Source organism: Kitasatospora sp. NPDC085895, from assembly GCF_040702125.1.
GTDB classification, from domain to species: domain Bacteria; phylum Actinomycetota; class Actinomycetes; order Streptomycetales; family Streptomycetaceae; genus Kitasatospora; species Kitasatospora arboriphila.
Genome location: NZ_JBFBJY010000016.1, coordinates 17,859 through 35,813 on the forward strand (window position 1 = coordinate 17,859; position 17,955 = coordinate 35,813).

A 17,955-nucleotide genomic window follows, 5' to 3' on the forward strand; every position below is an offset into this window, starting at 1 on the left:
TCTCCCGGTACTCCTCCGCGGTTCGTCCGCGGCGGGATCACCCTCTTCGCACCGGGGGCGCTACCACCGCGATACCTCCGCACACCACGATGGCGTTCAGGGCGAGAGCTCACCCGGCCGCCCACTGCAAGCGGACCGGAAGAGGACGCAGGACGAGATGCGGAAGATGTGCAAGCACCTGGCCATGAGTGCAGTGGTGACCGCGATCGGGGCCGTCGGCATATGAGTTCCGCCGCGCGTCAGCGATTGACCGGCAGAAGCGTGCGAGCAGGGCTGGCCGGGCTGGCCGGGCTCATGTGCTTTGCCCTGGCCGGTTGTTCGTCATCCGGTCTGCCGGTCGCAGAGGCGGTGCCGACCACGCAGTCCCCGTCCGCACTGCCGGCCAGTGCTGATCTGCATCTTCCGATCGAGCCGTACCTCTTCTCCGAGGCGGAGACGGCGAAGCTGACCAGGGCGGGAGCCGTGCTGCGCAAGGCGTGCATGCAGCGGTTCGGTCTCGACTACGCCATCAGTCCCGCCGACCCGCCGACCGGACCGCGCACGTTCATGGACCGCCGGTACGGCCTGACGGACCCGGCCGAGGCGGCGGCGAACGGCTACCACCTCGGCGACCGCGACCCGCGCACCCACCCGGTCCGCCCGCCGCAGTTCTCCGCCGAGCAGCAGCAGGTGCTCACCGGGCACCTCCCGGGGAAGACCGGTACGGACGAAACGAACCTCCAGGTCAACGGCGTACCGGTACCACCGGGCGGGTGCTACGACGAGGCGAAGCGCGGCCTGGCCGGCTCGGGGGACCTGGGCCCGAGCAGCGTGGCACAGCAGGCCAACTTCCAGACTTTCAAGGCCAGCATGTCGGTGGCGCAGGTCACGAAGGCATTCGAGGCGTGGTCCGGCTGCATGAGGAACAGGGGTTACTCCTACCCCAATCCGATGGATGCCATCGGCGACCGGCGCTTCCTGGGGGACTCGCCCACGCCGCTGGAGCTCCAGGCGGCGGCGGCTGACGTGATCTGCAAGCAGCAAGTGCATCTGATCGACACCTGGTTCGCGGTCGAGGCTTCCTTGCAGAAGGAATTGATCGCACGGCAACAAGCCGAATTCACGGCGGCGCTCGCGGCGAAGACCGAGCAACTCGCCAAGGCCGACGCCGTGCTGCGCGACCAGTGAAGTAGTGGGCTGACACTTTTTCACGTCCGGGCGCGCCCACCCTTCCCCAGGCACGCCGAGGGGATTGCACACACGCCTGGAACGTCCCATGAAGAGAGGATCAAAGAAATGAAGCGTACCCTCAAGCTCGCCGCAGTGGCCCTGGGCGCTGCCGTGCTCGTCCCCACCCTCGCCACCTCCGCGCAGGCCGCCGTCCGCGACTGTCCGGACGGCAAGTTCTGCCTCTTCTACAACTCGAACGAGCAGGGCTCCCACATGGCGATGTCGTCGAACATTCGCGACCTCGCCGGGTACACCTTCACCAGCCCCGGCAACGGCCAGGGCCAGCACGTCAAGAACAACGCCGCATCGGCTGTCTCCAACGTGTGCATGACGGTCCGGGTGTACTACAACTCGAACTACAGCGGCCCGATGGACATGTTCAACTACCGCAATGCCGCGAACCTGGTCAACACGTACAACGAGAACGCCTCGGTGAGGTTCGCCGAGGACTGCTGAGCCCCACCCACATGACAGCCGGTCGCCGGTACGCGTTCCGGCGTACCGGCTTACCGGCTTACCGGAGCCGGGCTTTGACAAAGACCGTGACAGCACCGCCGCAGTAGCGCGGAATCGCGTCCGGCCGCCCCACACCTGGCCTACCGCCACATCGGAGCATCAGCCTCCCCCTCGGCACGGGCACTGGTGGGGTGAGCCGTGGACAGATGAGTTGCGAGAACACGCCCGACGGGTCAAGGCCGTGCTGGCGGTTTCCGGCGCGCAGGCTCAGGGGAGCCGCAGGACCTGGCCGGCAAAAATGAGGTCGGGGTTGTCGCCGACGGTGTCCTGGTTGGCCTGGTAGAGGGCGGGCCAGCCGCCGGGGAGCTGCAGGGTCTGGGCGATCGCGTCCAGGGTGTCGCCGTCCTGGACCACGACGGCGGAGTTGTCCGCAGGTGCGGGGTCGGCGACCGTGTCCGGTTCGGCGACGGCGGCACTCCGGCCGGCGGCGGGCTTCTCGACGGCGGCCGGCTGCTGCGCCGGTCGCGGCTGAGGGACGGCGTGGTGGGCGCCGGGGCGGCCGGTGCGTGCGCCGCAGGCGGGCCAGGGGGCGAGTCCGCGGCGGGCGGCGAGGTGTTCGGCGACGGCGACCTGCTGCTCACGGGTGGCGAGGTCGGCGCGCGGTGCGTAGGCGGTGCCGCCGTTGGCGCGCCAGGTCTGTCGGTCGAACTGCAGGCCGCCGTAGTAGCCGTTGCCGGTGTTGAGGTGCCAGCGGCCGCCGCTCTCGCAGGCGGCGATCCTGTCCCAGTCGACGCCCTGGCCGCCGGCCGGTGCGGCTTCGGCGGCGGCGTTCGCCGCGGTAGCGACCGTACCTGCGGTACCTGCGACGGCGACGGTACGGTGCGGGGCGGCGCTGGCGGGGGCGGCGGCCGCCCACAGGCCCGCTGCGCAGGCGAGGGCGAGGAGTAGCTGCAGGATCCGGTGGGCGATGGACACGGCGGTGCTCACTCCCCGAGAGGGTTGGCGGTCGGGTGGCCGGTGCCCCGGGGCACCGCACTTCCACCGTTGACACATTCCGCCGCCCGGGCCCGGCCGACATCCCGCAAGGGTCACCCGCCCGGCCGCGCCCGGCCACCCGCTCGCACCACTTCGCCAGAGGCGGCCGCCCGGCCGCAGCAGCCCGCGTCCGGGCCGGAGGAAGGGGCGCTGCCGTGCGCCCCAGGCCCGCTACTCGCACGTCACCGCCGAGATGCGCCGCACCCTGATGGACGACCTCAGCCGGGTACGGGAGGAGTCCCTCGCCGTGCGCCGGGAGATGTCGCCGGGCTCGCCGGGTGAGGACGCTCGACGCCCTGCTGAGGGCCGATCAGTAGATCCGGCGGGGAGATCCTCCGGGACGGGGTTTCTCCCAGAATTCTCCCGAGAGGCATCGGAAAGCCAGTCAGGCCCGGTCTCCCTCGCGGGAGACCGGGCCTGACCTGGTCCTACTGGGTCGGGGTGGCGGGATTTGAACCCACGGCCTCTTCGTCCCGAACGAAGCGCGCTACCAAGCTGCGCTACACCCCGGTCCTGCTCTGTTGCTTTCCGTCTCCGGTGCAACGAGTAGAACTCTACAGGAGGTGTGCCGAGAGACGAAATCCGATTCCCCCGGGGGCGTCGGAGCAGGTCAGCGGCCCGGCGTGAGGGTCAGCAGCGTGGCCTCCGGCGGGCAGGCGAAGCGGACGGGGGTGTAGCGGTTGGTGCCGCAGCCGGCCGAGACGTGGAGGTACGAGCGGTGGCCGCCGGCCTTGTGGGTGGAGAGGCCCTTCACCCGGTCGGTGTCGATGTCGCAGTTGGTGACCAGGGCGCCGTAGAACGGGATGCAGAGCTGTCCGCCGTGGGTGTGCCCGGCGAGGATCAGCGGGTAGCGGTCGGCGGTGAAGGCGTCCAGCACCCGCAGGTACGGGGCGTGCACGACGGCCAGCGACAGGTCGGCGTCCGCGGACGGCCCGCCCGCCACCTTGGCGTACTTGTCGTGCCGGATGTGCGGGTCGTCCAGGCCGGTGAACTCGACGTCGAGACCGGCGATCGTGAGCCGGCCGCGGGCGTTGTTGAGGTTGAGCCAGCCGGCCTCGTCGAAGCCGTCGCGGAGCTTCTGCCACGGGTTGTGGACGGCGCCCTTGATGCCGCGGCGGCCGGAGCCGTCCGGGTTGTTGAGGCCGTGCACGCCCGTCCGCAGCGCGGTGAGGTAGCGGGTGGGGCTCTTGCGGGCGGGCCCGTAGTAGTCGTTGGAGCCGAACACGTACACGCCGGGGAAGTCCATCAGCGGGCCGAGCGCGTCCAGGGTGGCGGGGACGCCGAGCGGGTCCGAGAGGTTGTCCCCGGTGTTGACCACCAGGTCGGGGCGGAGTCCGGCGAGGCTCTGCAGCCAGCGCTGCTTCTTGTGCTGCCCGGTCACCATGTGGATGTCGGAGACCTGCAGGATCCGGATCGGCCGTGCGCCGCGCGGAAGGATCGGAACCTCGACGCGGCGCAGGCGGAAGGCACGGACCTCGTAGCCTGCGGAGTAGGCGAGGCAGGCGGCGCCGGCGGCGGCGACACCGAGCGGGACGGAGTACAGCGGTCGCATCGGTCCATGCTCTCAGACGCCGGTTCGGGCCGTGAACGGGCAGGTCACCGAAGAACGCCCCGGACCGGCCCCCGATCGGTCCCGGTGGCGTCGGACGGCGACGACGGTGCTGAGGTCGGCGGCGAGCGGCAGGTCGACGGCGCGCAGCGCGGGGTGCTGGAGCCAGTGCAGCCGCGCCTCGTCGGGGCGGTCGTCGAACAGCGGCGGCCAGCCGTCCGCCGGGGTGAAGTCGTCGACCACCAGCACTCCGCCCGGAATGAGCAGCCGCTCCGGGTCGGCGGCCCCGCCGGTCTTGCCCTGGCCGCCGCCGTCCAGCACCAGCAGGTCGTAGGGGCCGTGGGCGTACAGCTCCGTCCAGTCGGCGGCGAGCACCCGGACCCGGGGGTCGTCGGCGAACAGCGCCGCGGCCGCCGCGGCCCGGTCCGGGTCGCGCTCGACGCTCACCAGGCCGACACCGGGCGCGGCCCCGGCGGCGAGCCAGGCGAGTCCGACGCCGTACCCCGTGCCGCTCTCGCCGATCCGCGTCCGTGCCCCGCCGGCGAGCGCCTGCAGCAGCCGTCCCTGCTCGGGGCGGCAGGAGTGCGGGAAGCCGGCCTCCCGTGCGGCCGCCACGGCCCGGGCGACCCCGTCCGGAAGGCCGCCCACGGCCCGGTACGCGTCCGTTCCCGCCATCGCCATGCCCGGGATCCTCGCACGCGTCCGCCCGGCCCGTCCGGCGTTCCCCCAGGACCTTCGGAGGGCCGAGCCGACGTCGCGCCGAGGCCGCCCCGGGGACGGGCGGCCGGGCCCGGGGCAAATTGGTGCGCGGAAAGCGCTCCGGGCTGCGAGGATTTGCGCCATGACGACGCTCAAGCAGCAGCTGCAGGAGGACCTCACGGCTGCGATCAAGGCCCGGGACGAGCTCCGCTCGTCCACTCTCCGGCTGACGCTGGCCGCGGTCACCTCCGAGGAGGTGGCGGGCAGGACGAAGCGGGAGCTCTCGGACGACGAGGTGCTGAAGGTGATCGTCCGCGAGGCGAAGAAGCGCCGGGAGGCCGCGGAGGCGTTCGAGAACGCCGGCCGCGCCGAGTCGGCCGCGCAGGAGCGGGCGGAGGGCGAGGTGCTCGCCGGGTACCTGCCGCAGCAGCTCTCGGACGAGGAGCTGGCCTCGATCGTCGCCGAGGCGGTGGCGGAGAGCGGTGCGTCCGGTCCGCAGGCGATGGGCGCCGTGATGAAGCTGGTCCGCCCGAAGGTGGGTGACCGGGCCGAGGGCGGCCGGGTGGCCGCCGCGGTGAAGGCCGCGCTGGCGGGCTGACCGCAGGCACCGCCCGAGGGGCGGCACGGGACGACACCTGGACACCGACGCCGGAGGGCGGCCACCCGATGCGGGGTGGCCGCCCTCCGGCGTGGACGGGACGGTCGTCAGTGGCGGGGCCGGCCGGTGTTCCCGCCGAACGTGCCGGGCGGCAGGGTGAAGCCGCCGTTGATCAGACCGGTGGCGTTCCCGTTGCCGTTCCCGCCGTTGCCGTTCCCGCCGGTGGTGCCGGGCGGCGGGGCCGGGGTGTCGGTGGGCGTCGGGTTGGCCTCGGGGACGTTGACCGTGTCGAAGGTGCTGCGCTTGGTGCCGACGAGGACCTCGTTCATGGCCTTCTGCCAGATCGGGCCCGGACCGTCGGCGCCGTAGACCGAGGAGTAGTACCGGCCGCCGATGCGGATGTTGCGCATCGAGATGTTGCCGGTGGGACCGCCGAGCCAGACCGAGGTGGCCAGGTCGGGGGTGTAGCCGGTGAACCAGGCGGCGTAGCGGTTGTCGGTGGTGCCGGTCTTGCCGGCGATCTGGCGGCCGTCCGAGATGTTGATCCCGGAGGCGGTGCCCTTCTCGGTCACGCCGAGCAGCAGGGTGTTGATGCCGTCCGCGGTGGTCTCGGCCATCGCCTGGGAGCAGTCGGCCCTCGGCACCGGGAGCTTCTTGTTGTCGGCGTTGACCATCGAGGTGATCGCGATCGGCCTGCAGTACTTGCCGCGGGCGGCGAAGGCGGCGTAGGCGCTGGCCATGGTGAGCGGGCTGACCTCCTGGGTGCCGAGCACCATGGAGGGGATCTGCTTGATCGGGCTGCCGTTGGCGAGCTTGCCGATGCCGAGCTTGGTGGCCATCTGCTTCATCGCGCAGAGGCCGACCTCCTCCTCCATCTGCACGAAGTAGGTGTTGACCGACTTCGCCATGGCGTCCTTCAGGGAGAAGGGGCCGACCTCGGTGGAGCTCTCGTTCTCGACCGGGACGCCCTTCTCGTTCCAGGTGCCGTCGCAGGTGGTCATCCTGGGGTAGCTCATCTGGTACGGCGAGGGGTACTGCTGGTCGATCGGGACGCCGGACTCCAGCGCGGCCGCGGCGAGGATCGGCTTGAACGTCGAACCGGGGGCGAAGCCGTTGCCGCCGCCCATGGCGGCGTCGACGTTCAGGTTGAGGACGGTCTGGTTCTGCTTGGAGTCCAGGCCGTAGGGGCGGGTCTGGGCCATCGCGAGGATCTCGCCGGTGCCGGGCTTGACCATGGTCATCGCGGCGGAGACCGAGTCGGTCACCTTGACCTTGGTGGTGACCGCCTCGTGCGCGGCCTCCTGCTTGGCCGGGTCGATGGTGGTGTAGATCTTGAGGCCGCCCTGGCTCCACAGCTTCTGGCGGTCGGCCGCGGTCTTGCCGAAGACCGGGTCCTGCTTGACCACGTGGCGGACGTAGTCGCAGAAGAAGCCCATGCCGGACTGCGCGGTGATGCAGCCGTTCAGCGGCTCCTTGTACTTGATGCCCAGCGGCGCGGCCAGGGCCTCCTTGGCCTGCTCGGGAGTGATGTGCTTGTACTCCAGCAGCTTGTTGATCACGGTGTCCCGGCGGACCTGCGCCGCCTTGGGGTGCAGCACCGGGTCGTAGGCCGAGGGGTTCTGCACCAGGCCGGCCAGCATGGCGGCCTCGGGGATCGTGAGGTCCTTGGCGCTCTTGCTGAAGTAGCGGTTGGCGGCGGCCTCGATGCCGTACGCCTGGTGCCCGTAGAAGGTGATGTTGAGGTAGTTGGTGAGGATCTGGTCCTTGGTCAGGTCCTCCTCCAACTTGATGGCGATCTTCAGCTCCTTGACCTTGCGGCCGAGGCTCTTGCGGGTGGCGTCCAGGAAGGCGTCCTGGTTGTCGCCGGCCTGCTCGACGAAGACGTTCTTCACGTACTGCTGGGTCAGCGTGGAGGCGCCCTGGGTGGCGGACCCGGCCTCGGCGTTCTTGGTGGCCGCGCGCAGCACGCCCTTGAGGTCGACGGCGCCGTGCTCGTAGAACCGGTTGTCCTCGATGTCCACCTGGGCCTGGCGCATGATCGGCGCCATCTGCTCCTTGGTGAGGATGGTCCGGTCGCGGTCGTAGACCTTGGCGATCACGCCGCCCTTGGAGTCGTAGATCGTCGACGCCTGGGAGAGGGCGGGGGTGGTGAAGTCGCTCGGGATGTCGTCGAAGCTGTCCGCGGTGTCCTTGGCGGTCAGACCGAGCGCGCCCACGGCCGGCAGGGCCATCCCGGCCACCAGGATCCCGGCCAGCACGCTGGTGCCCAGGAGCTTGATGCCGAGGCCTGCCTTGTCGAGTACGGAGCCCGCGGGTCGCTGAGTCGCCATGGGGAGAACACTACGTCGCCGATTCCCGTACAGGGGGGCAGGTGTTCGCCTACGCTTGTCACAGAACTGCGACAGCTTCTCTCTGTGCATCGTCATCACTCTTGTGAGTGATGAGCTTTGTCCAATTTGCGCCGGTTTGTTGTCGACTGTCCGGGTGTGGCGAGCGGTGCCTGCTTGCACAGTGTGACGAAAGTGGCAGAACCGGTCCTGGCAAGCCCTGCGACCTGCGATCACTCCAACGAGTGAGCTTCCGGGCACCCATAGTCCGATTGGGCCATCTGAGATTGAGCCCGAAGGGGCTGTTGCTCGCTGCCGTTCTTCCGTAACGTCCTCAACTGGCAGCGGTGAATATGCCGTTGCCGCCGTGGGGGAGCCCCGATTCGGGAGAGGACGGCGCCGAAATGGGCTGGGTGGACGACTGGAGTGCGCAGGCGGCCTGCCGCACGAGTGATCCGGACGAGCTGTTCGTGCAGGGGGCGGCACAGAACCGCGCCAAGGCCGTGTGCAGCGGCTGCCCGGTGCGGACGGAGTGCCTCGCCGACGCACTGGACAACCGGGTGGAGTTCGGCGTCTGGGGAGGGATGACCGAGCGCGAGCGCAGGGCACTGCTCCGCCGCAGGCCCACGGTGGTCTCGTGGCGCCGGCTGCTGGAGACGGCCCGCACCGAGTACGAGGCCTCGCTGGCCACCGGTGTGGTGCTGACGGACTACGCGCAGGCGGGCTGACCGGGCGGCGGACCGACGGTCCGCCCCCGGCGGCACACCACCACACCTGGCGGGCGCTCAGCTCACCGCGCCCGCGGGGTCGGTGGTCCCCAGGCGGTCCCCGACGGCCCGCAGCCCGTCCAGGTCGTGCACGTCGCCGGCCAGTGCGGCCACCTCGACGATCGGCACGTCCGGGTAGACCGACACGAACCGGTCGCGGGTGCGACGCTCCCGCGACATGATCTGCATCCGCTCGGCGTGCAGCCTCAGCAGCCCCGCCGCCAGCGTCTCCGCGGCCACCGTCGAGGTCTGCGAACCGTTCTCCTCCAGCGCCTCCGCCGCCGCCAAGGCCCGCTCCGCGGTCAGCTGCGGCGCCCCCGTGCTGTGCACCCGGTTGAGCACCAGCCCGGCCAGCGGCATCTCGTCCGCGGCCAGCCGGTCCACGAAGTACGCCGCCTCGCGCAGCGCGTCGCGCTCCGGCGCCGCCACCACCAGGAAGGCCGTGCCCGGCGCCTTGAGCAGCTGGTACGTGCGGTCGGCGCGCTCCCGGAAGCCGCCGAACATCGAGTCCATCGCCGAGACGAAGGTCTGCACGTCGGTCAGCAGCTGGGCGCCGAAGATCTTGCCGAGCGTGCCGGTGAGCAGGCCCATCCCCACGTTCAGGAACTTCATCGCACTGCGCCCGCCGACCTTCGCCGGCGCCGTCAGCAGCCGGATCACCTTCCCGTCCAGGAAGGAGCCCAGCCGGCTCGGCGCGTCCAGGAAGTCCAGCGCCGAACGGGACGGCGGGGTGTCCACCACGATCAGGTCCCAGCGGTCCTCGGCCCGCAGCTGGCCGAGCTTCTCCATCGCCATGTACTCCTGCGTACCGGCGAAGCCGGCCGACAGGGACTGGTAGAAGGGGTTCTCCAGGATCGCCTTCGCCCGCTCCGGCTCGGCGTGGGCCAGCACGACCTCGTCGAAGGTCCGCTTCATGTCGAGCATCATGGCCTGCAGCTCGCCGGGCCCCTGCGCGCCCTTCACCACCCGCGGGGTGTTGTCCAGTTCGGTCAGGCCCATCGACTGGGCGAGCCGGCGGGCCGGGTCGATCGTCAGCACGACGACCTTCCGGCCGCGCTCCGCGGCCCGCAGCCCGATCGCCGCCGCCGTGGTCGTCTTGCCGACGCCGCCGGAGCCGCAGCACACCACGATCCGGGTCTCCGGGTCGTCGATCAGCGCGTCCACGTCCAGCGCGGACGTCGTCCGCTCCTTGCGGGTGCCCGCCGTCATGCCGCCCCCTGCCGCTTCAGCTCGCCCGCCAGCCGGTACAGCCCGCCCAGGTCCACGCCCTCGCCGAGCAGCGGCAGCTCGTACGTCGGCAGCTTCGCCCGCTGCAGGTCCGCCCGCTGGGCGCGCTCCAGCTCGACCCGCTCGGCGTGCTCCCTGGCCTGCTCCAGCAACGGGGCGAGCAGCGGCTCCACCGCCGCCCGGACCGTCTCCGGCTTGCGCGAGCGGCCGCCCAGCCCGGCCTCGCCGAGCGCCACGGCGACCTCCTCGCGGTGGTCGCCGTCGACGGCCGCCACGGCCGCCGCGTCCAGCACCGGCGGCCGGACCATGTTGACCATCACCCCGCCCACCGGCAACTGCGCCGCCCGCAGGTCGGCGATGCCGTCCACGGTCTCCTGCACCGGCATCTCCTCCAGCAGCGTCACGAAGTGCACCGCCGTCTCCGGGGACTTCAACACCCGCATCACGGCCTGCGCCTGACCGTGGATCGGGCCGAACCTGGCCAGCCCGGCCACCTCCTCGTTGACGTTGAGGAAGCGGGTGAGCCGCCCGGTCGGGGGCGCGTCCATCACGATCGCGTCGTACGCCCGGCGGCCGTCCGGGCCCTTGCGCCGGGCCGCCTCGCAGGCCTTGCCGGTCAGCAGCACGTCCCGCACGCCCGGTGCGACGGTGGTCGCGAAGTCGACGAAGCCGACCTTCTGCAGCGCCTTCCCGGCCCTGCCCAGCTTGTAGAACATCTCCAGGTACTCGAGCAGCGCCAGCTCGGTGTCGATCGCCAGCGCGTACACCTCGCCCTGGCCGGTGCCGGGCAGCCCCAGACGGGACGGCGAGACGGTGGCGACCTTGCGCTCCTCGTAGGGCAGCGCGGCCATCCCGAACAGTTCGGCGATGCCCTGCCGCCCCTCGACCTCGATCAGCAGGGTCCGCCCGCCCTCGGCGGCCAGCGCCAGGGCCAGCGCCGCCGCGACGGTGGTCTTCCCGGTGCCGCCCTTGCCGCTGACGACGTGCAGCCGGACCCCTTCCCAGTCGGGGTCGGCCTGCGCCGATGGGCCGGGGGTGCTCGCCACGCTCCGTCTCCGTCCTGCGTCGACCTGGCACCGCAACGGGTGCCCGCTCCTTGGCGAGGGTAACCAGCCGACGCCGCCGATGGCGGGACCATCCGGGTGCCCGGCCGGATTCATGCCCCCTTTGTGTCCCACCTCACACCGCGGCCCGCCGCGGGCGACCCGCCGCGGGCCAGGGCCGCCCGCCCCGTGGCGTCGCCGGGCCCGGTGGCCGGACGGTCTAGAGTCACCCCCATGACCAAGTGGGAATACGTCACCGTGCCGCTTCTCGTGCACGCCACCAAGCAGATCCTGGACACCTGGGGCGAGGACGGCTGGGAGCTCGTCCAGGTCGTGCCCGGCCCGAACAACCCCGAGCAGCTCGTGGCCTACCTCAAGCGGGAGAAGAGCTGATGAGCAAGGTTGAGGAGAAGCTGGCCGAGCTCGGCCTGACCCTCCCCGAGGTGGCCCCGCCGGTGGCGGCCTACGTGCCGGCCGTCCGCTCCGGCGACCACGTCTTCACCTCCGGCCAGCTGCCCATGGTGGCCGGCAAGCTCCAGCACACCGGCAAGGTCGGCGCCGAGGTGACGCCCGAGCGCGCCAAGGCGCTCGCGCAGATCTGTGCGCTGAACGCGCTCGCCGCGGTCAAGTCCGTGATCGGCGACCTCGACCGCGTCGAGCAGGTCGTCAAGGTGGTCGGCTTCGTCGCCTCCGCCCCCGACTTCACCGGCCAGCCCGCCGTGGTCAACGGCGCCAGCGAGCTGCTCGGCGAGGTCCTCGGCGAGGCCGGCGTGCACGCCCGCAGCGCCGTCGGCGTCGCCGTCCTGCCGCTGGACGCCCCGGTCGAGGTCGAGATCCAGGTCCGGGTGCGGACCGGGGCCTGAGCCCCCGAACAGCACCGGGCGGGGGTGGGCCCTGTCCAAGCCCACCCCCGCCCGCTTAGCATCCGGGGCATGGATGACCGCGCACCGTCGACCCCCATGCCGCCCGGCTGGCCCGCCCGGATCCGGGCCCTCGCCGCCGGCGAGCTGACCCCGGCCGAGCCCAGGGCCGCGGCCACGGTCGTGCTGCTGCGCGACACCGCCGACGGCCCCGAGGCCTACCTGCTGCGCCGCCGCACCTCGATGGCCTTCGCCGCCGGCATGTACGCCTACCCCGGCGGCGGCGTCGACCCCCGGGACGCCGATGCCGAGATCGCCTGGGCCGGCCCCCCGCCCGAGGAGTGGGGCACCCGCCTCGGCACCGACCCCCGGACGGCGCAGGCCGTCGTCTGCGCGGCCGTCCGGGAGACCTTCGAGGAGTCCGGCGTGCTGCTCGCCGGCCCCGACGCGGACTCCACCGCCGAGGCCCGCGACTGGTCCGCCGAGCGGGCCGCGCTGGAGGCCCGCGAGTTCTCCTTCGCCGAGTTCCTGCACAAGCACGGCCTGGTGCTGCGCAGCGACCTGCTCGGCGACTGGGCCCGCTGGATCACCCCGGAGTTCGAGGAGCGCCGCTTCGACACCTGGTTCTTCGTGGCCGCGCTGCCCGCCGGACAGGCCGCCGCCTCACAGGTCGGCGAGGCCGACCGGGTGGCCTGGCTCGCCCCCGCCGAGGCCGTCGCCGGACACGCCGGTGGCCGCTACGGGATGCTGCCGCCGACCGTGACCGTGCTGCGCGAACTGCTGCCGGTGCGGTCCGCCGCCGAGGCCCTGGCCGCCGCCGGCCGGCGCACCGTCACGCCCGTCCTGGGACGGGCCGAGGTCGACGGCGACCGAATGACCGTCCGCTGGCCCGGGTATGACGAGCTGACCATCGACGGAGACTTCCCGGCGTGATCCCACGCCGGGCGACCCACCCGAACACACGGAAGGACACTGGCCGATGAACCACAACGACGTGGCTCGCCGGACGGAGCACGACCTGCCCGCCCGCAGCATCACCCCCAAGGTCGTCGCCTGCGACGGCCGCGTCGAGGAACGCACCGCTCCGCGCCGGCTCGCCCGCGCGCTGCCGTCGCGCAACCTGGTGCGCGAGGGCGGCCGGTGAGCGGTCTCCTTCCGGGCGACCCCGCCGCCACCGTCGGCGGCGGGGCCACCCCGCGGGCGCACTGCGTGCTGGCGCCCAACCCCTCCCCGATGACCCTGGACGGCACCAACACCTGGCTGCTGTCCGAACCCGGCTCCGACCTCGCCGTCGTGATCGACCCGGGCCCGCTCGACGAGGGCCACCTGCGCCGCGTCGTCGACACCGCCGAACAGCAGGGCAAGCGGATCGCCCTCACCCTGCTCACCCACGGCCACCACGACCACGCCGAGGGCGCCGCCCGGTTCGCCGAACTCACCGGCACCCACGTGCGCGCCCTGGACCCGGCGCTGCGGCTCGGCGACGAAGGGCTGCGGCCCGGCGAGGTCGTCGAGGTCGGCGGCCTGGAGATCCGGGTCGTGGGCACCCCCGGGCACACCGCGGACTCACTGACCTTCCACCTGCCCGCCGACGGCGCGATCCTCACCGGCGACACCGTGCTCGGCCGCGGCACCACGATGGTCGCCCACCCGGACGGCCGGCTCGGCGACTACCTGGACTCGCTGCGCCGCCTGCACACCATGGCGGCGGAGCACGGCGTGCGGACCGTCCTGCCCGGGCACGGCCCGGTGCTCGCCGACGCGCTCGGCGCCGTCGACTACTACCTCGCCCACCGGGCCGCCCGGCTCGCCCAAGTGGAGACCGCCGTGGAGGCCGGCTGCCGCACCGCGGAGGAGGTGGTGGCCCGGGTGTACGCCGACGTGGACAAGGCCCTGTGGCCGGCCGCCGAACTCTCCGTCCGGGCCCAGCTCGGCTACCTGGAGGACCACGGACTCATCCAGGGGCTCTGAGACGGGAAAACCACTCGGGGGAACCACTCAGGGGCGCTGGGGTGCCCCCAGCGCCCCTGAGTGCTTGCCCGGGTGCGCCCCTGAGCGCTTGCCCTGGGTCAGCGGGAGCGGCGGGAGAGGCGCTCGACGTCGAGGAGGACGACCGCGCGGGCCTCCAGCTTCAGCCAGCCGCGGCCGGCGAAGTCGGCCAGCGCCTTGTTGACCGTCTCGCGGGAGGCGCCGACCAGCTGGGCCAGCTCCTCCTGGGTGAGGTCGTGGGAGACGTGGATGCCCTCCTCCGACTGCACGCCGAAGCGGCGGGAGAGGTCGAGCAGCGCCTTGGCGACGCGGCCGGGCACGTCCGAGAAGACCAGGTCGGACATGACGTCGTTGGTGCGGCGCAGGCGGCGGGCGATGGCGCGCAGCAGTGCGATCGACACCTCGGGGCGTGCGTGCAGCAGCGGCAGCAGGTCGCCGTGGCCGAGGCCGAGCAGCTTGACCTCGGTCAGTGCGGTGGCGGTGGCGGTGCGCGGGCCCGGGTCGAACAGCGACAGTTCGCCGATCATCTCGCTGGGGCCGAGCACGGCGAGCATGTTCTCGCGACCGTCCGGCGAGGCGCGGTGCAGCTTCACCTTGCCCTCGACGACGACGTACAGCCGGTCGCCCGGGTCGCCCTCGTGGAACAGCGACTCGCCGCGGGCGAGGGTCGCCTCGGTCATGGAAGCGCGCAGCTCGGCAGCCTGGTCGTCGTCGAGGGCCGCGAACAGCGCGGCGCGGCGAAGAACGTCGTCCACGTGCTTCCTCCTGCATCGTCCGGTGGTGTTTCTCACCACCAAGGATGGCGCATGTCGCTCCGATCATATGAGGAGGGGTGTGCCGTCGAGCGCCCTATGGGGCCATTCGCACCCGCCCGTACCAGCGGCGCGGCCCCGGCGGGGCAGGTCAGGCGGGTGTCCGGTCGGGCAGCAGGGCGAGCTCGGCGGGCTCCAGGACGAGGCCGGCGGCGGCCGCGGAGTCCCGGACGGAGGCAGGCCGGCTCGCGCCGGGGATCGGGACGACCGCGGGCGAGAGCGCGAGCAGCCAGGCCAGGCAGACCCGCTGCGGCGAGGTACCGCGGGCGGCGGCCACCCGGTGGAAGGGCGTGCCGGCGGGGTCGGAGGGGGCCGGCGCGGAGGGGCCGTCCAGCGAGCTGCGGGAGATGCCGCCGAGCGGGCTCCACGGCAGGAAGGCGAGTCCGAGCTCCTCGCAGAGCCGCAGCTCCGGCTCGGCGGAGCGGTCGGCGGGGGAGTAGCGGTTCTGCACCGAGACCAGGCCGGCGCCGAGGATCGCGTGCGCCTCGCGGATCTGCGCCGCGTCGGCGTTGGAGATCCCGGCGGTGCGGACCTTCCCCGCGTCCAGCAGTTCCCGCAGGGCGCCCACCGACTCGGCCCAGGGCACCCGCGGGTCCGGCTTGTGCAGTTGGTAGAGGCCGATCGCCTCGGTGCCGAGCCGCCGCAGCGACTCCTCGCAGGCCCGTCGCAGGTGCTCGGGGCGGCCGTCGACCGTCCACGAGCCGTCGCCGGGGCGGCCGCGGCCGCCCTTGGTGGCCACCAGCACCCGGTCGCGGTCCCCGCTGCGGCGGGCCAGGGCCCGGGCGATCAGCCGTTCGTTGTGGCCGCGCTCCCCGGCGTGCCAGTGGTACGAGTCGGCGGTGTCGATCAGGGTGACGCCCGCGTCGAGGGCGGCGTGGACGACCGCGACGGCGTCCTCCTCGGCCGGGCGGCCCTCGACGGACAGCGGCATCGCGCCGAGGCCGACCGGATGGACGGCGGTGCCGCCGATGGTGCGCCGGTGCATCTCAGACCGCCCTTCCGGCCGCGGCGGCCTTCGCGGCCCCGGCCGCCTCGTCGATCGCCGCGGGCAGCCAGTCGGCCGTCCGGGACAGGGGGAAGCCGAGTGCGGCGGCCCGGCCGTTGTCCATGGCGTACGAGCGGTCGAAGGAGAACGGGGAGGCGTCCTCGCCCTCCGCCGTCCGGAACCGGGCCGTGGTGCCGAGCCGCTCGGCGATCAGTTCGGAGAGCCGGGCGGCGTCGAGCGCGCCGTGCGAGCAGGCGTTCAGCGGTCCGTCGGCGTCGGTGAGGGCGGCCCGGGCGAGCACGGTGGCGATCTCCCGGTGGTGGACGAAGGAGGTCGGCCGGGCTTCCCGGTGGACGGCGACCGGGCGGCCGGCGGCGATCCGCTCCACGTAGTGCGCCAGCCGTCCGGTGAAGTCGCGGTCGCCGCCGCCGAGCACGTGGGCGCTGCGGATGCTCGCCCAGGAGAACGGCGCGGAGCGGGCGAGCACCGCCTCGGCCTGCCGCTTGCCCTCCGCGTAGCCGGTCGCCGCGTCGAAGTGCCGGGCGAGCGCCTGCGGGTCGTGCCAGGGCAGGTCGAGGTCGACGGCCCAGGCCGCCGGGTCGACGAAGCCCTCGGTGACCGGGCCGTCCGAGGCGGGCACGAGCGGGGAGGTCGCCGGGTCGTAGACCTCCATGGTCGAGGTCATCACGTAGCGCGGGGTGCGCTCGGCGAAGACCCGGCAGGCCACGGCGGCCTGCAGCGGGGTGTAGAGCACCTGGTCGACCACCGCGTCGAAGGTCCGTCCGCCGAGCGCGGCCGTCAGCGCCGCCTCGTCCGAGCGGTCCGCGCGGACGTGGTCGACACCCGGGGGCGGGGCGGCGGAGCCGCGGTTGACGAGGGTGACCGCGACTCCCGCGTCGCGGAACAGGGAGACCAGGTGCAGGCCGAAGTACCGGCTTCCGCCGATGATGCAGACGCTTCTCATGGCTCCACTCTCCTGGCGTATCGTCAGCAGCGGAACTGGCGACCTACTGAACCGGTCGTAAGGAGAACTGTCGACAGGGGAGGGACTGCGGTGATCGACGTCCACCGGCTCGGGGTGCTGCAGGCGGTCGCCGAGCACGGCAGCTTCAACCGGGCGGCGGCCGCGCTGCGGATCACCCCGTCCGCGGTGTCCCAGCAGGTCGCGGCATTGGAGCGGGGGCTCGGCACCCTGGTGGTGGAGCGCTCCACCCGCGGCGTGGTGCTGACCGAGGCGGGGCGGCTGATGGTCGAGGCGGCCGGTGCGATCGGCGCCGAACTCCGCCACGCCCGGGAGCAGATCGACCGGCTCGCCGCACCGCGCCCGCGGCTGACGGTGGCCACCTTCACCACCGGCGGCCGGCACCTGCTGCCCGCGGCACTGGCCCGGTTCGCCGCCGAGCACCCCGAGGCCGACCTGCACGTGGTGGAGCGGGAGCCCGAGGAGAGCCTGCCGATGGTGCGCGAGGGCGTCGCCGACCTGGCGATCGCCTACCACTTCGACGGCCCGCTGCCGGTGCAGCCCGGGGACCGCTCCGGCCTCGACTGGACGCCGCTGATGGACGACCCGCTCTCGGTGGTGCTTCCGCAGGCCCACCCGCTGGCCGCCCGCGAGGAGCTGGACCTCGCCGAACTCGCCGACGACCGCTGGGTGGTGGGCTGTTCGAAGACCGAGGCCTTCCTGCACCGGCACGCCGCGCTGGCCGGGTTCGACCTGCGGGTCGCCGGCAGCACCACCGACTACTTCTTCGCCCGGTCGCTGGTGGCCGCCGGGGTCGGGGTCTCCCTGGTGCCGCAGGTGGCGCTGGACCCGCCGCTGCCGGGCACGAGGGTGGTTCCGGTCCGGCCGCCGCGGCCGGCCCGGCACTTCGGCATCGCCGTCGCCCGGCGCCGCCGCCCCCAGCCGTACGCCGAGGCGCTGGCCCGGCTGCTGAAGGCGGGCACGACCGTCGGCTGACGGCGGTCAGCGGTGCAGCACGGCGCTGGCGTTGCGGAAGTCGAGACGGGCGCCGCGGCGGCGCGTCCGGGCGCTGTCCGCGTGGGCGCGGCGGCCGGCGGCGGCCATCGCCTCCTGCACGGTGAGGGCGCGGACGGCGAAGCTCTGGGTGCCGGTGCGGCCGTCGGGGTGGGTCGTGGGCACGGTGACCAGCCAGAGCGGGTGGTGGTACGCCGGGTGGACGGGCCGCGGGGCGGGGGAGGCGGAAACGGCGGGGGAGGCGGTGGCGGGGCACGTACGGGCCCCGGCCGGTGGGAGGCCGATGGTCATGGGGGGCTGGCCCTCCTCGGACGGCACGGGCGGTCGCGTGGGGGGCGCGACCGTCAGCGGGTGGAACGGCTGACCTGCGGGGATGGCACAGGAGGAGGACCGCACGGGGTGGTGGCGGCGCAGTCCCGACGAT

Annotated in this window: 20 protein-coding genes and 1 tRNA gene; 10 read left to right on the forward strand and 11 right to left on the reverse strand. The window is 73.0% G+C overall.

All coding sequences use genetic code 11. The annotated features are described in order from the left end of the window. Positions 1–222 precede the first annotated feature (222 nt). Positions 223–1,167 carry a hypothetical protein gene (locus AB0442_RS13115; protein WP_366162628.1) on the forward strand — a complete coding sequence of 315 codons (945 nt, stop codon included), beginning with the start codon at positions 223–225 and terminating at the stop codon, positions 1,165–1,167. A 108-nt stretch (positions 1,168–1,275) separates the two neighbouring features. Then, positions 1,276–1,665: a peptidase inhibitor family I36 protein gene (locus tag AB0442_RS13120; RefSeq protein WP_366162630.1), complete on the forward strand. Its 390-nt coding sequence runs from the start codon at positions 1,276–1,278 to the stop codon at positions 1,663–1,665. A 267-nt stretch (positions 1,666–1,932) separates the two neighbouring features. Here AB0442_RS13120 and AB0442_RS13125 read toward each other — a convergent pair whose 3' ends face one another. From AB0442_RS13125 to AB0442_RS13140, 4 genes are all read right to left on the reverse strand, one after another. Next, the gene (locus AB0442_RS13125; RefSeq protein WP_366162632.1) at positions 1,933–2,652 is read right to left on the reverse strand and encodes a transglycosylase family protein; all 720 of its coding nucleotides are present in this window, start codon (positions 2,650–2,652) and stop codon (positions 1,933–1,935) included. 484 nt (positions 2,653–3,136) lie between these two features. Then, positions 3,137–3,210 (reverse strand) — tRNA-Pro (locus AB0442_RS13130). Positions 3,211–3,310: 100 nt separating this feature from the next. Beyond that, entirely contained in the window at positions 3,311–4,252 is a 942-nt protein-coding gene (locus AB0442_RS13135) for a metallophosphoesterase (protein ID WP_363540994.1), read from the reverse strand. Positions 4,253–4,264: 12 nt separating this feature from the next. Further along, entirely contained in the window at positions 4,265–4,930 is a 666-nt protein-coding gene (locus tag AB0442_RS13140) for a class I SAM-dependent methyltransferase (RefSeq protein ID WP_366162634.1), read from the reverse strand. Positions 4,931–5,090: 160 nt separating this feature from the next. Here AB0442_RS13140 and AB0442_RS13145 point away from each other — a divergent pair, with 160 nt between their 5' ends. Further along, positions 5,091–5,546 carry a GatB/YqeY domain-containing protein gene (locus AB0442_RS13145; RefSeq protein ID WP_366162636.1) on the forward strand — a complete coding sequence of 152 codons (456 nt, stop codon included), beginning with the start codon at positions 5,091–5,093 and terminating at the stop codon, positions 5,544–5,546. A gap of 107 nt (positions 5,547–5,653) precedes the next feature. On the opposite strand, the gene AB0442_RS13150 is transcribed toward AB0442_RS13145, so the two are convergent. After that, positions 5,654–7,876: a transglycosylase domain-containing protein gene (locus AB0442_RS13150; protein WP_366162638.1), complete on the reverse strand. Its 2,223-nt coding sequence runs from the start codon at positions 7,874–7,876 to the stop codon at positions 5,654–5,656. Positions 7,877–8,277: 401 nt separating this feature from the next. On the opposite strand from AB0442_RS13150, the gene AB0442_RS13155 reads away from it, so the two are divergent. Then, complete coding sequence (locus AB0442_RS13155) at positions 8,278–8,601, forward strand: WhiB family transcriptional regulator (protein ID WP_043175103.1); 324 nt, start codon at positions 8,278–8,280, stop codon at positions 8,599–8,601. A gap of 57 nt (positions 8,602–8,658) precedes the next feature. Here AB0442_RS13155 and AB0442_RS13160 read toward each other — a convergent pair whose 3' ends face one another. Together AB0442_RS13160 and AB0442_RS13165 are read right to left on the reverse strand one after the other, a co-directional pair. Further along, positions 8,659–9,849 carry an ArsA family ATPase gene (locus tag AB0442_RS13160; RefSeq protein WP_366162640.1) on the reverse strand — a complete coding sequence of 397 codons (1,191 nt, stop codon included), beginning with the start codon at positions 9,847–9,849 and terminating at the stop codon, positions 8,659–8,661. Then, positions 9,846–10,913 carry an ArsA-related P-loop ATPase gene (locus AB0442_RS13165; RefSeq protein WP_344622843.1) on the reverse strand — a complete coding sequence of 356 codons (1,068 nt, stop codon included), beginning with the start codon at positions 10,911–10,913 and terminating at the stop codon, positions 9,846–9,848. The genes AB0442_RS13160 and AB0442_RS13165 overlap by 4 nt, the downstream gene beginning before the upstream one ends. Before the next feature lie 231 nt (positions 10,914–11,144). On the opposite strand from AB0442_RS13165, the gene AB0442_RS13170 reads away from it, so the two are divergent. From AB0442_RS13170 to AB0442_RS13190, 5 genes are all read left to right on the forward strand, one after another. Then, a complete protein-coding gene (locus tag AB0442_RS13170) occupies positions 11,145–11,303 on the forward strand; it encodes a DUF4177 domain-containing protein (RefSeq protein ID WP_095874066.1) in 159 nt (52 codons plus the stop codon). Further along, positions 11,303–11,773, forward strand: a complete 471-nt coding sequence (locus AB0442_RS13175) for a RidA family protein (protein ID WP_344622842.1) — start codon at positions 11,303–11,305, stop codon at positions 11,771–11,773. Before AB0442_RS13170 ends, AB0442_RS13175 begins: the two co-directional genes overlap by 1 nt. 69 nt (positions 11,774–11,842) lie before the next feature. Next, the gene (locus AB0442_RS13180) at positions 11,843–12,703 is read left to right on the forward strand and encodes an NUDIX hydrolase (protein ID WP_366162644.1); all 861 of its coding nucleotides are present in this window, start codon (positions 11,843–11,845) and stop codon (positions 12,701–12,703) included. Between the two features lie 46 nt (positions 12,704–12,749). After that, complete coding sequence (locus AB0442_RS13185; RefSeq protein ID WP_363540987.1) at positions 12,750–12,914, forward strand: hypothetical protein; 165 nt, start codon at positions 12,750–12,752, stop codon at positions 12,912–12,914. Then, positions 12,911–13,741: an MBL fold metallo-hydrolase gene (locus tag AB0442_RS13190; RefSeq protein ID WP_344622839.1), complete on the forward strand. Its 831-nt coding sequence runs from the start codon at positions 12,911–12,913 to the stop codon at positions 13,739–13,741. The genes AB0442_RS13185 and AB0442_RS13190 overlap by 4 nt, the downstream gene beginning before the upstream one ends. Positions 13,742–13,839: 98 nt before the next feature. Here AB0442_RS13190 and AB0442_RS13195 read toward each other — a convergent pair whose 3' ends face one another. The 3 genes from AB0442_RS13195 to AB0442_RS13205 all read right to left on the reverse strand — a co-directional run bounded on the left by AB0442_RS13195 (position 13,840) and on the right by AB0442_RS13205 (position 16,520). Next, entirely contained in the window at positions 13,840–14,514 is a 675-nt protein-coding gene (locus tag AB0442_RS13195; protein WP_344622838.1) for a Crp/Fnr family transcriptional regulator, read from the reverse strand. 148 nt (positions 14,515–14,662) lie between these two features. Further along, a complete protein-coding gene (locus AB0442_RS13200; RefSeq protein ID WP_366162647.1) occupies positions 14,663–15,556 on the reverse strand; it encodes an aldo/keto reductase in 894 nt (297 codons plus the stop codon). Position 15,557: 1 nt separating this feature from the next. Next, positions 15,558–16,520 carry a reductase gene (locus tag AB0442_RS13205; RefSeq protein WP_366162649.1) on the reverse strand — a complete coding sequence of 321 codons (963 nt, stop codon included), beginning with the start codon at positions 16,518–16,520 and terminating at the stop codon, positions 15,558–15,560. 90 nt (positions 16,521–16,610) lie between these two features. On the opposite strand from AB0442_RS13205, the gene AB0442_RS13210 reads away from it, so the two are divergent. Next, complete coding sequence (locus tag AB0442_RS13210) at positions 16,611–17,513, forward strand: LysR family transcriptional regulator (RefSeq protein ID WP_366162651.1); 903 nt, start codon at positions 16,611–16,613, stop codon at positions 17,511–17,513. A gap of 6 nt (positions 17,514–17,519) precedes the next feature. On the opposite strand, the gene AB0442_RS13215 is transcribed toward AB0442_RS13210, so the two are convergent. Next, the gene (locus AB0442_RS13215) at positions 17,520–17,822 is read right to left on the reverse strand and encodes a hypothetical protein (RefSeq protein ID WP_366162653.1); all 303 of its coding nucleotides are present in this window, start codon (positions 17,820–17,822) and stop codon (positions 17,520–17,522) included. Positions 17,823–17,955: the final 133 nt, after the last annotated feature.